The organism is Bacillus sp. JJ1562 (assembly GCF_036962705.1).
Lineage (GTDB): Bacteria > Bacillota > Bacilli > Bacillales > Bacillaceae_L > Ferdinandcohnia.
Genome location: NZ_JBALOQ010000003.1, coordinates 35,312 through 51,254, shown reverse-complemented (window position 1 = coordinate 51,254; position 15,943 = coordinate 35,312). Strand labels below are relative to the sequence as shown.

General features: G+C 37.2%; 13 protein-coding genes. All 13 read left to right on the top strand.

The window, feature by feature from the left end:
* The first annotated feature begins 10 nt into the window (after positions 1 to 10).
* The gene (locus tag V7097_RS01145) at positions 11 to 1,375 is read left to right on the top strand and encodes a DUF342 domain-containing protein (protein ID WP_335701755.1); all 1,365 of its coding nucleotides are present in this window, start codon (positions 11 to 13) and stop codon (positions 1,373 to 1,375) included.
* A 22-nt stretch (positions 1,376 to 1,397) separates the two neighbouring features.
* Positions 1,398 to 1,703, top strand: coding sequence for a hypothetical protein (locus tag V7097_RS01140; protein ID WP_335701754.1), 306 nt, complete (start codon positions 1,398 to 1,400; stop codon positions 1,701 to 1,703).
* 11 nt (positions 1,704 to 1,714) lie between these two features.
* Positions 1,715 to 2,227 carry a hypothetical protein gene (locus V7097_RS01135; protein WP_335701753.1) on the top strand — a complete coding sequence of 171 codons (513 nt, stop codon included), beginning with the start codon at positions 1,715 to 1,717 and terminating at the stop codon, positions 2,225 to 2,227.
* Positions 2,228 to 2,375: 148 nt separating this feature from the next.
* Entirely contained in the window at positions 2,376 to 3,074 is a 699-nt protein-coding gene (gene rpsB, locus V7097_RS01130; RefSeq protein ID WP_335701752.1) for a 30S ribosomal protein S2, read from the top strand.
* A gap of 153 nt (positions 3,075 to 3,227) precedes the next feature.
* Positions 3,228 to 4,109 carry a translation elongation factor Ts gene (gene tsf, locus V7097_RS01125; RefSeq protein WP_335701751.1) on the top strand — a complete coding sequence of 294 codons (882 nt, stop codon included), beginning with the start codon at positions 3,228 to 3,230 and terminating at the stop codon, positions 4,107 to 4,109.
* Between the two features lie 104 nt (positions 4,110 to 4,213).
* Positions 4,214 to 4,936: a UMP kinase gene (gene pyrH / locus V7097_RS01120; protein WP_335701750.1), complete on the top strand. Its 723-nt coding sequence runs from the start codon at positions 4,214 to 4,216 to the stop codon at positions 4,934 to 4,936.
* 4 nt (positions 4,937 to 4,940) lie between these two features.
* The gene (gene frr, locus V7097_RS01115; protein ID WP_335701749.1) at positions 4,941 to 5,498 is read left to right on the top strand and encodes a ribosome recycling factor; all 558 of its coding nucleotides are present in this window, start codon (positions 4,941 to 4,943) and stop codon (positions 5,496 to 5,498) included.
* A 174-nt stretch (positions 5,499 to 5,672) separates the two neighbouring features.
* Entirely contained in the window at positions 5,673 to 6,434 is a 762-nt protein-coding gene (locus V7097_RS01110) for an isoprenyl transferase (RefSeq protein WP_335701748.1), read from the top strand.
* A 32-nt stretch (positions 6,435 to 6,466) separates the two neighbouring features.
* Positions 6,467 to 7,258: a phosphatidate cytidylyltransferase gene (locus V7097_RS01105; protein WP_335701747.1), complete on the top strand. Its 792-nt coding sequence runs from the start codon at positions 6,467 to 6,469 to the stop codon at positions 7,256 to 7,258.
* 27 nt (positions 7,259 to 7,285) lie between these two features.
* Complete coding sequence (locus tag V7097_RS01100; RefSeq protein WP_335701746.1) at positions 7,286 to 8,443, top strand: 1-deoxy-D-xylulose-5-phosphate reductoisomerase; 1,158 nt, start codon at positions 7,286 to 7,288, stop codon at positions 8,441 to 8,443.
* A gap of 27 nt (positions 8,444 to 8,470) precedes the next feature.
* The gene (rseP, locus tag V7097_RS01095) at positions 8,471 to 9,730 is read left to right on the top strand and encodes an RIP metalloprotease RseP (RefSeq protein WP_335701745.1); all 1,260 of its coding nucleotides are present in this window, start codon (positions 8,471 to 8,473) and stop codon (positions 9,728 to 9,730) included.
* Between the two features lie 31 nt (positions 9,731 to 9,761).
* A complete protein-coding gene (locus tag V7097_RS01090) occupies positions 9,762 to 11,465 on the top strand; it encodes a proline--tRNA ligase (protein WP_335701744.1) in 1,704 nt (567 codons plus the stop codon).
* A gap of 76 nt (positions 11,466 to 11,541) precedes the next feature.
* Entirely contained in the window at positions 11,542 to 15,855 is a 4,314-nt protein-coding gene (locus tag V7097_RS01085) for a PolC-type DNA polymerase III (RefSeq protein ID WP_335701743.1), read from the top strand.
* The last annotated feature ends 88 nt before the right edge of the window (positions 15,856 to 15,943 follow it).

Here is a 15,943-nt window from a genome sequence, read left to right as displayed (position 1 = left end):
CGGGAGGACTGTGGCAGAAATCGAACTTTTAGTATCGAAAGATAAAATGACAGTACATGTCAAAGTCATTAAAGATTCTACACATCTTCAAATTGAAGAGGAAGACGTCTATGATTTGCTGTCTAAACATGGTATTTCGTTTGGAATAAAGCGAGATGTCATTTCTAGTATGATTTTGAATTTGGATGACATGGTTTTTCCCTTATTAATTGCAAGTGGTGAGGCTCCTAAAAAAGGTGAAGACGGCTTTATCAAGCTAGAAACCGTCGAAAAAAAACAGGATTTTCAATCTAATGAGGTATTAAATTTTCGAAATGTAAGGCAAATACCTACAGTAAAAGCTGGACAGCTTGTTGCAACCATATACCCAAGCAGGCCAGGAACACCCGGAAGAAATGTATTAGGACATCCAATTGTAGCTATGAATGGAAAATCATTTCCGCATGTGGTTGGTAAAAACATTGTTGACACAAATGGGAAGCTTTTTGCCACAGTGGACGGACAAATCAGCCTATTAGGAAAAAAGATAAACATTCTGCCCGTCTTTGAAGTAAATGGGGATTTAAACCTAAAAACCGGTAATATTGACTTCATTGGAAATGTCACAATTAGGGGAAATGTACCAAGCGACTATGTCGTAAAAGCAGGTGGAGACATTTCAATCTATGGTATTGTCGAAGGTGCACAAATAGAGGCTGGAGGGTCCATATATATATCAGGTGGGATTGTTGGGTTTGCGAAAGCATCAATTCGTGCGGAAGGCGATATCATTGCGTCATATTTTAATCAATGCCAGTTACATGCTGGAAAAAATATCGAAGCGACAGGTTCAATTCTACACAGCGTTTGTTTTGCAAATGGAAATGTTCATTCATTGACTGGGAACATTATTGGAGGGCTCATTTCAGCTGGGAATCATGTAAAAGCTAAGGACATCGGTAATGCATCACATACAAAAACAGAGATACAAATTGGAACAATCGAGAGATATAGTCAAGAAGAAAATCGAATTCGTATGGAAATAGATGCAACAAAAGCCCAACTTCAAAAAGTTTTACTCATACTCCAGAAATTAGCAGAAAAATACAAAAGGACATCAACTCTTTCAGAGGATGAAATTTTACTTCTAAAAAGAGACAAACTCACACAATCGGAACTAACGAAAAAACTAGAGTTATTAGAATCAGAATTAATAGAACTTTCGTTAAAACAGAAGGAAGCAACCCTAAATAGTTTAATTGCTACCGGGACACTTTATCCAAATGTCTATGTCCAATTTGGAAAATATAAAAGAATCATAAACCAACTCTTTCACCATGTAAAAGCGCAACTAGTCAATAAAGAGATTTCAATAGACATCGATTCTGAAAAATAAAAATCGGAAGAAGTGAATAAAATTGAGTCTAAAATTAGTTGAATTACAAGTTGCGATTCCAAGAACTCAAGATGCAGGTAAGATTCATGAACAACTGATGATGCGTGGACAGCATATGCAAGACCAAATTTCCACAGATAATGAGAAGTTGGAGAAAAGAAACCGAACCAAAGTTAACGAAAACAACAAATCTGAAAACGCACAAATACATAAGGATGCATCATCAAACCCTTTTTCAGAACCACCTTCACATAAAACAGAACAATCTGAACAAGAAGAGAAAGAGCAACATCCCTACAAGGGTAATTTTATTGATATCGTGGGATAGAGGGAACCTGAATGACAACCATATTATTAATACTTTGCTTTGCGTTGCTTGCAGTCGCCTTTTTTTTCATTATTCTTTTATATTTAAAGATTAATCAGCTTAAAGATGTAGAAAAAAAACAAGAACGCTTACTCAAGGAATTTGAAAATGTAATCACTTCATATGTGATGGAAATTAAAGAAGAAAATGAAGTGTTTTTAAATAGAATCAAAGATGTGAAACTTGCACCGGAAGAAAAAATAAATAAGAAATCGATCCATATAAATGAGTTGGAATTGACCTCAGATGAACTTAATGACCTTCTACCTCCTTATCCGGATAAGGAGGAATCGAGACATATTTATATGGTGGAAAATGAGATTGAGCATGACACACATGTAAAAGATGAAAATAATGAAGACACCATTCTTAAAGACATCGAACACCTTATAAAGCTAGGTCTCTCTTATGAGGAAATTGCAAAAAAATTAAATAAGGGGAAAACAGAAATAGAACTTTTACACAAATTTCGTCAAAACATCTAATTTTTCTTGACCCGCGGATTTTGATTGTGGTATATTAATTTTTGGTGTTATTACACACGTTCATAGATTTAAGCATTGGTGCTGTTCTTACAGTTTTGCTTAAAGATGATATGAACGGAGGACAAAAAACCATTAGGAGGATTTATCCATGTCAGTAATTTCTATGAAGCAATTGCTTGAAGCTGGAGTTCACTTCGGTCACCAAACTCGCCGTTGGAACCCAAAAATGAAGCGTTACATCTTTACAGAGCGTAACGGAATCTATATCATTGACCTTCAAAAAACAGTTAAGAAGGTTGAAGAAGCTTATAATTTCGTAAAGGAATTAGCAGGCAACGGTGGAACAATGCTTTTTGTTGGTACAAAAAAGCAAGCTCAAGATTCTGTTAAAGAAGAAGCTGAGCGTTCTGGAATGTACTTTGTTAACCAACGTTGGTTAGGTGGTACTTTAACAAACTTTGAAACAATTCAAAAGCGTATCAAGCGTCTTAAAGACATTGAGAAAATGCAAGAAGACGGTACTTTTGATGTTTTACCTAAGAAAGAAGTTGTTCAGCTTAATAAAGAGTTAGAGCGTCTTGAAAAATTCTTAGGCGGAATTAAAGATATGAAGCAATTACCAGATGCATTATTCATCATCGACCCTCGTAAAGAGCGCATTGCTGTTGCAGAAGCTCATAAATTAAACATACCGATCGTAGGTATCGTGGATACTAACTGTGATCCAGATGAAATCGATTATGTAATCCCTGCAAACGATGATGCAATTCGCGCGGTTAAGCTTTTAACAGGAAAAATGGCAGACGCTATCCTAGAAGCTAAACAAGGTGAAGAAACATCTGCTTAATGAGCGAAAGGTGATAAGAGGGTTATGCCTTTTATCACCTTTTTTAAGAATTATATAAATTAGTAAATTAAGTCATAATAGAAACAGAATGCCTAAAAATTTGTTTCGTACAATTCGAAAAAGTACATAGTGGTAAATAAGGAGGAAAACATAATGGCAGTTACTGCACAAATGGTAAAAGAGCTTCGTGAAAAAACTGGAGCGGGTATGATGGACTGTAAGAAGGCTCTTACAGAAACTGATGGTGATATGGAAAAAGCAATTGACTACCTTCGTGAAAAAGGTATTGCAAAAGCTGCGAAAAAAGGTGACCGTATCGCTGCTGAAGGTTTAACTTCGATTGAAATTTCAGGAAATGAAGCAGTTATCATAGAAGTAAACTCTGAAACAGACTTCGTTGCTAAGAATGAAGGGTTCCAAACTCTAGTAAAAGAATTAGGTGCTCATCTTTTAGCGAAAAAGCCTGCTAACGTTGAAGAAGCTTTAGAACAAAAGATGGACAACGGTTCAAATGTTTCTGAGTATATTAATGCTGCTATCGCAAAAATCGGAGAAAAGCTTTCACTTCGTCGTTTTGAAGTTGCTACAAAAGAAGATGGTGACGCATTTGGTGCGTACCTTCACATGGGTGGACGTATTGGAGTTCTGACTGTTCTAGGTGGTACAACAGACGCTGCTGTTGCAAAGGATGTAGCAATGCACATTGCTGCAGTGAATCCTAAATATGTAACACGTGATCAAGTTTCTGCAGAAGAAGTTGAGCGTGAGCGTGAAGTGTTAACACAGCAAGCATTAAATGAAGGTAAACCTGAAAATATCGTAGCGAAAATGGTTGAAGGACGTCTTGGTAAGTTCTTCGAAGATGTTTGTCTTCTTGACCAAAGCTTCGTTAAAGACCCGGATCAAAAGGTTCGCAAGTTTGTTGAATCTAAGGGTGCTACAGTGAAGAGTTTCGTTCGTTACGAAGTTGGTGAAGGTATTGAGAAGCGTCAAGAAAATTTCGCTGAAGAAGTAATGAGCCAAGTGAAGAAGTAAAAAGAAAAAAGGGAACACATTATGTGTTCCCTATTTTTTGAAGTGTATAGTATCGCACCATTTAGTAGGTGCTTGTACTTTTTGAGATGGAGGTTTTTTATTCGATGAGTAGTGCCAAATATAAACGTATCGTGTTAAAATTAAGTGGAGAAGCATTAGCAGGTGAGCAGGGTTTTGGCATAAATCCATCTGTAATCCAATCTGTAGCAAAACAAGTAAAGGAAGTTGCTGAACTAGGAGTGGAAGTTGCTGTTGTTGTCGGTGGCGGAAACATTTGGAGAGGTAAAATTGGGAGTGAAATGGGGATGGACCGTGCAAATGCTGACTATATGGGTATGCTTGCAACGGTAATGAATTCCTTAGCTTTACAAGATAGTTTAGAAAATATAGGGATACAAACTCGTGTCCAAACATCTATAGAAATGCGTCAAGTCGCAGAACCATACATAAGAAGAAAAGCGATTCGTCATCTAGAAAAGAAGCGAGTTGTTATTTTTGCAGCAGGTACAGGAAATCCTTATTTCTCTACAGACACTACTGCCGCACTACGTGCTGCTGAAATTGAAGCAGAGGTTATTTTAATGGCTAAAAATAATGTGGATGGAGTCTATAGTGCAGACCCAACAATTGATAAAACAGCTGTGAAATATGAGTCATTATCATATCTCGATGTTATTAAAGAAGGTTTAGCTGTAATGGATTCTACTGCTTCTTCACTTTGCATGGACAATGATATTCCGTTAATCGTGTTTTCAATAATGGATGAAGGAAATATTAAACGTGCCGTATTAGGAGAAAATATCGGAACAATTGTAAGGGGGAAATAACATTATGGCAAATAGCACATTAAACCAAGTGAAAGATAAAATGTCTAAAGCAATCCAAGCTTTGTCTCGTGAACTAGCAACTGTTAGAGCTGGTAGAGCGAACCCAGCAATTCTTGATAAGGTTTCCGTTGATTACTATGGTGCACCAACGCCTTTAAATCAACTTGCATCTATCAATGTGCCTGAAGCAAGAATGCTTGTTATTCAACCATATGACAAGTCTGTTTTAGGGGATATGGAAAAGGCAATTCAGAAGGCTGACTTAGGCTTAAATCCGACAAATGACGGGTCTATTATTCGTATTTCAATCCCACCACTAACAGAGGAAAGACGACGTGAGTTAGTTAAGCTTGTTAAGAAATATGCGGAAGAGTCTAAAGTTGCAGTTCGTAATGTTCGTCGTGACGGCAATGATGATTTGAAAAAGCTTGAGAAAAACGGTGAAATTACTGAAGACGAATTACGCAGCCTAACTGATGATATTCAAAAAATCACGGACGATTCTATTAATAAAATTGATTCAGTTGCAAAAGAAAAAGAAAAAGAAATAATGGAAGTCTAATCCATTTCCGTGTACAATATATTGTAAAAAGACCCTCTAACGTTTACAGGGGGTTTTTTTGTTAATACTGACTACTAATTAATTACCTTGAGCAATACAAAAATGGTAAAATGAAACTGGTCTAGGTGCATAAACGCCAAGGCGCATTTGATTCGGGTGTTGGAGGACTTGTGAATGTTTGAAAAATTTAAAAAACCGAAGAAAAAGCCAGTTTCTATTTCAAAAGAAGAAATAGTAAAAGGGCCAATTCCTAATCACATAGCGATTATAATGGACGGAAATGGAAGATGGGCGAAAAAACGATCATTGCCACGAACTGCGGGTCACCATGAAGGAATGAAGGTAGTAAAAAGAGTGACCAAGCTTGCCAGTAGACTTGGAGTTAAGACTTTAACAGTCTACGCATTTTCAACAGAAAACTGGAAGCGTCCAGAGGATGAGGTTAATTTTTTATTAAGACTTCCCCAAGAGTTTATGGGAACGTTTCTACCTGAGTTAATAGAGGAAAACGTTCAGGTTCGTATCATGGGGAATAAAGATGCGATTCCTGCGCATACTCAAAAAGCGGTAGATAAAGCGGTAAATGATACGAAGCAAAATACTGGGTTAATACTAAATTTCGCACTCAATTATGGAGGCCGTGCAGAGATTATAGAAGCGGTCAATAACATTCTTTCGGACTATCAAGAGGGTAACCTACATAAAAAAATGGACGAAGAATTGTTTGGCAAATATTTAATGAGTGATGGATTACAAGATCCCGATTTATTAATCCGAACAAGTGGGGAAATACGATTAAGTAATTTTATGCTCTGGCAGCTTGCATATACTGAATTCTGGTTTACAGATGTGTTATGGCCTGATTTTAAAGAGCAGCATTTATTAGAGGCCATCTATGCATTTCAAAAGAGAGGCCGACGATTTGGAGGCGTATAGTACCAAATCGCATTTGAAAAAGGAATGATACGATGAAACAAAGAATTATAACTGCGATAATTGCAGCAGCAATCTTTCTACCGATTGTGATTATTGGTGGCATCCCGTTTACCATTTTAGTGTATTTGATGGGTGCTATCGCAATTTTTGAGCTATTACGAATGAAACAAATTAATATTGCATCGATCCCTGGCATAATTTCTATTATATTGTTATGGATTATTTTAATACCAAGTAAATACAATGATATATTTACAAGCCTGAAATTTACAAAAATCGAAATAGTCCTTCTTATCGTGTTATTTATTTTAACGTATACGGTTATATCTAAAAACAGCTTTAACTTTGATGATGCTGGGCTGGTAATTCTTGCAGCATTATATATTGGTTTTGGTTTTTATTATATGATTGAAATAAGAGCGATGGGATTAGCATATATAATTTATGCATTTGTTGTTATTTGGACAACAGATTCTGGGGCATATTTTGTTGGAAGAAAGCTTGGCAAGAAAAAGCTTTGGCCAGAAATTAGTCCAAATAAGACAGTCGAGGGATTTGTTGGCGGAATTGTTACGGCTATTGTATTTGCGTTTATTTTTAACATGGTCACAGATTTATTTGATTCCTTCTTTTCACTCATTATCGTGACATTAATTGTGTCGGTTTTTGGACAAATTGGGGATTTAGTAGAATCCGCACTCAAGAGACATTATAATGTGAAGGATTCAGGGACATTGTTGCCAGGCCATGGCGGAATATTAGACCGTTTTGATAGCATGATATTCATCCTGCCGATTCTTTATTTTTTAAGATTAATTATATAGTAGTGGATGTGTACTAGGAGTGAGTTTGTGAAGAAAATTAGTTTATTAGGGGCTACAGGCTCCATTGGGCAACAAACATTAGATGTGATTGAACAACATCCTGATAAATTACAGCTTGTTGCGATATCGATTGGGGAAAATGTGTCCTTAGGGCGTGAAATTATACATAAGTTTTCACCGAAGCTTGTTTCTGTGAAATCAAAAGAAACATGTGAATTATTGAGAAGTGAAATTTCCAGTGATGTACAGCTAGTATATGGAGATGAGGGTTTAATAGAGGTTTCTACATACGATGAGGCTACAATCGTTCTTAATGCAGTCGTTGGGAGTGTAGGATTATTACCAACTTTAAAAGCAATTGAAGCTAAAAAGACGATTGGACTTGCCAACAAGGAAACACTAGTTACTGCAGGTCATCTAGTTATGGAAGCTGCAAAGCAACATGGCGTTGCCATTTTGCCGGTTGATAGCGAGCACTCCGCTATTTATCAATGCCTTCAAGGTGAAAAAGAAAAGAATGTGGAGAAAATCATTTTGACCGCTTCAGGCGGAAGCTTCCGTGACCGAACTCGCGATGAACTTAAGGATGTTACAGTTGAAGATGCCCTTAAGCATCCGAACTGGTCAATGGGTGCTAAAATTACCATTGATTCAGCAACGATGATGAACAAAGGGTTAGAAGTAATAGAGGCTCACTGGTTGTTTAATCTACCATATGAACAAATTGATGTTCTTCTTCATAAAGAAAGCATTATCCATTCAATGGTTCAGTTCCATGATAGCAGTGTTATTGCACAGCTTGGAACACCAGATATGAGAGTTCCAATTCAATATGCCTTTTCATATCCAGATCGTTTTCCAATGCATGCATCAAAGGAGAGATTACAACTTTGGGAAATCGGAAAACTACATTTTTCAAAGCCCGATTTTGACAGATTCAGATGCCTAGGACTTGCATTTCATGCTGGAAAAACAGGCGGAACTCTTCCAACTGTATTAAATGCAGCAAATGAAGAAGCAGTCGCAGGATTTTTAAACGGGAAAATTTCCTTCTTAGAAATTGAGGAAATCATAGAGGGAACAATGGAGAAACATGATACCATCAAAAAACCTAGTTTGGATATCATCCAACAGGTAGATAAAGAAACACGTGCTTTTGTTCGTGAATTAGTAGATAAAAAATAGTCAATCTAACAAAAGGTGGTTAAATATGTGGAGACTGTGATAGCCTTTATCATTATTTTTGGTGCACTCGTATTTTTTCATGAGTTGGGACATCTCGTTTTAGCAAAGCGAGCGGGAATTCTTTGTCGTGAATTTGCAATTGGAATGGGGCCAAAGGTATTTACTTTTAGAAAAAATGAAACACTTTATACGATTCGTCTCCTCCCGATTGGCGGTTATGTTAGAATGGCTGGCGAAGACCCGGAAATGGTTGAAATTAAACCAGGACATAATATCGGGTTGTTATTTGATAAAAATGGTAAAGTCGATAAAATTATTTTAAATAATAAGGATAAATATCCAGATTTAAAGGTAATTGAGGTTGAGGAAGCCGATTTAGAGCATCATCTTTTTATTTCTGGTTATGAAGATGGAGAAGATGAGGTTCTAAAAAGATATGAGGTTAGTGACACTGCTTTTCTAGTTGTTGATGGACAAGAAACGCAAATCGCTCCATATAATCGCCAATTTTCATCAAAAACCTTAATGCAACGGACATTGGCAATTGCTGCTGGTCCTGCAATGAATTTTGTACTAGCCTTTATTATTTTAATTGTAATTGGCTTATTACAAGGTACACCGATTGATAAACCTATCCTTGGAAAACTAACCGAAGATGGAGCAGCACTTCAAGCTGGACTACATGAAGGTGATATTGTTCGTGAGATTGATAATGAACAAGTTTCCACATGGAATGATATTGTTAATATTATTCGCTCACATCCTGAAGAAGCAATCGGCTTTGTCGTCGAACGTAATGGAAACCTTCATGATATTTCTGTAACTCCGAAAGCTCAACAGATTGAAGATCAAACGATTGGGGTCATAGGTGTTTATGGACCAGTAGAAAAATCGGTCCTACCATCCTTGAAATATGGGGTTTTGGAAACTTTTATGTGGACAAAGGAAATTTTACTCGGCCTTGGAAAGCTTATCACAGGCCAATTCTCGATTGACATGCTTTCTGGACCAGTTGGAATATATGTATCGACCGATACAGTTGTTCAATCCGGAATCTTTTATGTGATGAAATGGGCTGCAATCCTAAGTATAAACCTAGGAATTGTGAACCTTTTACCATTGCCAGCTCTTGATGGTGGACGATTAGTATTCTTTGCGTTGGAAGCCGTTCGTGGAAAACCGATTGACAAGCAAAAGGAAGGGATGGTCCATTTTATCGGATTTGCCTTATTAATGCTTCTAATGTTGGTTGTTACATGGAATGATATTCAACGATTCTTTTTATAAAATAAGTTCAAAATAGAACGAGGTGCAAGATATGAAACAAAGTATGACGCTTATTCCTACACTACGGGAAGTACCAGCCGATGCCGAAATCAAAAGTCACCAGCTTTTAATTCGAGCGGGTTTTATTAGACAAAATGCTAGTGGGGTTTATAGCTATCTTCCATTAGCAAGACGTGTTTTACAAAAAATCGAAAAAATTGTCCGCGAAGAAATGGAGCGAACTGGAGCTGCTGAACTCCTTATGCCAGCTTTGACACCAGCAGAGCTATGGCAGGAATCTGGGCGTTGGTATTCTTACGGTCCAGAACTAATGCGACTGCATGATCGTCATGAACGTGACTTCGTATTAGGTCCGACACATGAAGAAGTAATCACTAGTCTTGTTCGTGATGAAATTAAATCATATAAACGACTACCGCTTACTCTTTATCAAATTCAAACAAAATTTCGCGATGAAAAAAGACCGCGCTTCGGGTTATTACGTGGTCGAGAATTTATCATGAAGGATGCATATTCATTCCATGCTGATCAAGATAGCCTTCATGACGTATACGAAAAAATGTATACTGCCTATTCAAATGTCTTTGCCCGATGTGGACTTAACTTCCGTGCAGTTATTGCAGATTCTGGTGCAATGGGTGGAAAAGATACCCATGAATTCATGGTACTTTCAGAAGTTGGAGAGGATACAATTGCGTATTCTGATACTTCCTCATTTGCAGCGAATATCGAAATGGCACCTGTTGTCATGGAATATCCAAAAAGTAATGAACCAGTGAAAGAACTAGAAAAAGTAGAAACAATCGAGAAAAAATCAATCGAAGAAGTAGCAACATTCCTAGACGTTTCTACTGAAAAATGCATAAAATCTCTTCTTTTTGAAGTAGATGAAAAATTTATTCTAGTATTGGCTCGTGGTGATCATGAAATAAATGATATTAAAGTGAAAAACTTGCTAGAAGCAACAAATGTGGAATTAGCGAGTACTGAGGATACTGAACGTATCATGGGCTGTACAGTTGGTTCTTTAGGCCCTATTAATGTTACTAATGAAATCACTGTAATTGCTGATCATGCCGTGGCATCGGTTGTCAATGGGGTTTGCGGTGCAAATAAAGAGAATTATCATTTTGTAAATGTAAACCCAGATCGTGATTTTACTGGAATTCAATATGAAGACCTTCGCTTTATCCAAGAAGGAGACCCTTCACCAGATGGACAAGGTAAAATTGTGTTTGCTGAAGGTATCGAAGTTGGCCATATCTTTAAGCTTGGTACACGATATAGTGAAGCGATGGGTGCAACCTTCCTCGATGAAAACGGAAGAACACAACCAATGATTATGGGATGCTATGGTATCGGTGTATCTAGAACTCTATCTGCTGTAGCAGAGCAATCCAATGATGACAATGGTCTAATTTGGCCTGAAAATCTAGCTCCATATAATTTGCATCTAATCCCTGTAAACATGAAGAATGAAGAACAAAAAGTTCTAGCTGAATCATTGTATGTTTCCCTTCAGGAAAGTGGCTATGACGTATTATTTGATGATCGTGTAGAACGCCCAGGTGTGAAATTTGCAGATTCTGATTTAATTGGTTTACCGCTGCGAATCACTGTTGGAAAACGTGCTAGCGAAGGTATTGTAGAAGTGAAGGTTCGTAAGACAGGGGAAACATTGGAAATAAATATTGAAAATCTTATCGAGACAATTAAAAAATATATAGTAAAATAAATAGTAGAAAAGTAAAGAGGTACCTCGCAAAAAATGGGGTACCTTAAATTATTCTGTCTGAAGAGGGGGAACGAGGATGGAATTATCGCCACAGCAAAAAGAACGTTTTAAGGTATTGTTACAGCAGTTAGAATTAACTGACGATGCACTCGTTACACACTTTGTAAATGCAGGAATTGTAAAACTCACGATTGACAAAGAAAAGAAAGCATGGCATTTCTTATTTTCTTTTGAAAATGTGGTTCCTGCAGATGTCATGCGGATTTTTTCGACACAAATACGAACAAAATTTACCCATATTGCATCTGTAACCTTCACTTTAAATGTCCAATCCCAGCATGTGACCGAAGAAATGGTCCAAGCCTATTGGCCACTATGTTTACAAGAATTAGATGGAATCGCACCACCAATTCTGTCTTTATTGCATAATCAACTTCCAACACAGCAAGGACTTAAACTTCAAATCAAAACAAGAAATGATACAGAATCCGTTGCTATTAAGAAAAAATACGGTCAATTAATAGGAAGTGTATATCAATCCTATGGTTTTCCAATGTTTACGCTTGAAACAGAGGTAGAGGCTTCTGATAAAGAGTACGAACTGTTTTTAGAGAAAAAACAACAGGAAGACCAGGAAAAAGCATTGTTAGCTGTTGCTGACATGCAGAAGAAAGAGAAAGAAAAAGACCAAGCGAACGCTGTTTCGGGGCCGATTACCATTGGTTACACAATTAAGAATGATGATGAAGTTAAAGAAATTAGTTCAATCCTTGACGAGGAGCGAAGAATTGCCGTTCAAGGGTATATTTTCTTTGCTGAGACAAGGGAATTGCGCAGTGGAAGAACACTATTAACATTCAAAATTACCGACTATACAGATTCGATTTTAGTCAAAGTATTCTCACGCGATAAAGAGGATGTTCACCTATTACAAGCCATTAAAAAAGGTATGTGGGTCCGTTGTCGAGGAAGTATTCAAAATGATACTTTTGTTAGAGACTTAGTTATGCTTGCAAATGATATTAATGAAATACAGCCTATGAATGAAAGAAAAGACACTGCTCCCGAAGGAGAAAAACGTGTCGAGCTTCATTTGCATTCACCAATGAGTCAGATGGATGCTGTAACGTCTGTTAGTCAATTAGTAGGACAAGCTAAAAAATGGGGCCACACTGCCATTGCTATAACAGACCATGCGGTTGGTCAATCATTCCCAGAAGCTTATTCTGCTGCTAAGAAAAATGGGATTAAGATGATCTATGGTGTTGAAGCCAATTTAGTCGATGATGGTGTCCCAATTGCTTATAATTCACAGCATCGTCATTTAGAAGACGATATTTATGTCGTTTTTGACGTAGAAACTACAGGATTATCAGCAGTCTATAATACAATTATCGAGTTGGCTGCCGTCAAAGTAAGAAATGGTGAAATCATTGATCGATTTGAATCATTTGCTAACCCGCACCACCGCTTAAGTGCGACAACAATCGATCTTACGGGAATCACAGATGATATGGTAAGCTCAGCACCTGAGGTTAGTGAGGTCCTAGTAAAGTTCCATGACTGGGCAGAGGATGCAATATTAGTTGCTCATAATGCGAGTTTTGATATGGGCTTTTTAAATGTTGGCTATAAAAAGGCGGGGCTTGAACAAGCAACAAATCCAGTTATTGATACACTTGAACTCGCTAGATTTTTATATCCAGAATTAAAAAACCATCGATTAAATACATTGTGTAAAAAATTCGATATTGAATTAACTCAGCATCACCGTGCAATTTATGATGCGGAAGCAACAGGGTACTTAGCCGTTAAACTTTTAAAAGATGCAGCTGAAAAAGAGATTGAGTACCATGATCAATTAAATGATTATATGGGACAAGGGAAATCATACCAACGGTCAAGACCTTTTCATGCAACATTACTTGCCCAAACTGATGTAGGACTTAAAAATTTATTTAAATTAATATCTATTTCACATATGAATTATTTTTACCGTGTACCACGTATCCCACGATCACAGCTACAAAAATATCGTGAAGGTATTTTAGTTGGTTCTGCTTGTGACAAAGGAGAAGTATTTGAAGGAATGATGCAGAAGTCACCTGAGGAAGTTGAGTCGATTGCTCAATTTTATGACTATCTAGAAGTTCAGCCACCTTCAAACTATAAGCATTTATTGGAATTAGACTTGATTCAAAATGAGCGTGAACTCAAAGATATCTTAAAGAATATTGTCAGCCTTGGAGAAAAGCTGAATCTACCGGTTGTTGCTACAGGGAATGTGCATTATCTAAACCCAGATGATCATATTTATCGAAAGATTTTAGTAAGGTCTCAAGGTGGGGCCAATCCATTAAATCGACACTCGCTTCCAGAGGTTCATTTCCGAACAACGAATGAAATGTTGGACTGTTTCTCGTTTCTTGATAAAGAGAAAGCAAAGGAAATTGTCGTTACAAACACGCAAAAAGTTGCAGATATGATTGGCGAAGTGAAACCGATAAAAGATGACCTATATACACCTAAAATCGAAGGTGCTGAAGATGAAATCAGGAATATGAGCTATAGCATGGCGAGAAGCATTTATGGCGAGGAATTACCTGAAATCGTAGAAAAGCGTTTAGAAAAAGAACTAAAAAGTATTATTGGGCATGGATTCGCAGTTATTTACTTGATTTCACATAAACTTGTTAAAAAATCACTTGATGATGGATATCTAGTTGGTTCACGTGGGTCAGTTGGTTCTTCGTTAGTTGCGACAATGACGGAAATAACAGAAGTAAATCCATTACCGCCACACTATGTATGTCCAGACTGTAAGCATTCTGAGTTCTTTAATGATGGTTCAGTCGGTTCGGGGTTTGACTTACCAGATAAGGAATGCCCAAATTGTGGGGCAAATTACAAGAAGGATGGCCATGATATTCCGTTCGAAACATTCCTAGGATTTAAGGGTGACAAGGTACCGGATATCGACTTAAACTTCTCTGGAGAGTATCAACCACGTGCTCATAACTATACAAAGGTATTGTTTGGTGAGGATTATGTATATCGAGCTGGTACAATTGGTACAGTAGCTGAAAAAACAGCTTATGGATATGTAAAAGGATATGCCAATGATCATAACTTAACAATGCGTGGGGCAGAAACAGATCGTTTAGTAGCAGGTTGTACAGGTGTAAAACGAACAACTGGACAGCACCCAGGTGGTATTATCGTAGTACCAGACTACATGGATATCTTTGATTTTTCGCCAATACAATTTCCAGCAGATGATACAAACTCTGAATGGAAAACAACCCATTTTGATTTCCACTCAATTCATGACAATGTATTAAAGCTAGATATACTTGGACACGATGATCCGACCGTAATCCGGATGCTTCAGGATTTAAGTGGAATTGATCCAAAAACCATCCCAACGGATGACCCTGAGGTAATGAAAATTTTCAGTGGTACTGAATCACTCGGTGTAACTGAAGAGCAAATTATGTGTAAAACCGGTACCCTTGGTATTCCAGAATTCGGTACACGATTTGTTCGTCAAATGCTTGAGGATACAAAGCCAACTACTTTCTCTGAACTAGTTCAGATTTCAGGTCTGTCACATGGTACAGATGTTTGGTTGGGGAATGCACAAGAACTCATTCATAACAATATTTGTACGCTTAGTGAAGTTATAGGGTGTCGTGACGATATAATGGTTTATCTTATCTATAAAGGGTTAGATCCTTCGTTGGCATTTAAAATTATGGAATCTGTCCGTAAAGGTAAGGGACTAACAGATGAATTTATAGAAGAAATGAAGAAAAATGATGTCCCTGATTGGTATATAGATTCATGTTTGAAAATTAAATACATGTTCCCGAAAGCCCATGCTGCCGCTTATGTATTAATGGCTGTAAGGATTGCATACTTTAAGGTTCATTTGCCATTACTCTATTATGCAGCATACTTTACAGTTCGTGCAGATGATTTTGATGTTGATGCAATGGTTCGTGGATCTAGTACCATTCGCGCAAGATTGGAAGAAATCAATGCCAAAGGGCTTGATGCTGCACCTAAGGAAAAAAACCTTTTAACTGTTCTTGAGATAGCTTTAGAAATGTGTGAACGTGGATTTTCCTTTAAGAAGATTGATTTGTATCGCTCAAGTGCAACAGAATTTATTATTGACGGGGATGCTCTCATTCCTCCGTTCAATTCAATTCCTGGACTAGGAACAAACGCAGCTATTAATATTGTGAAAGCGAGAGAACATGGCGAATTTTTATCAAAAGAAGATTTGCAAAAACGTGGTAAAGTATCGAAAACAATTATGGAATTCCTTGATAACCATGGTTGCTTAGAAGATATGCCAGAACAAAATCAATTATCCCTGTTCTAATTTAGACTTTTATTTGCATATAAATAGCGGTTATGTTATAGTTTTTATGGAAATGCTATGTATAATTACTGGTAAAAGAGTGGGGCTC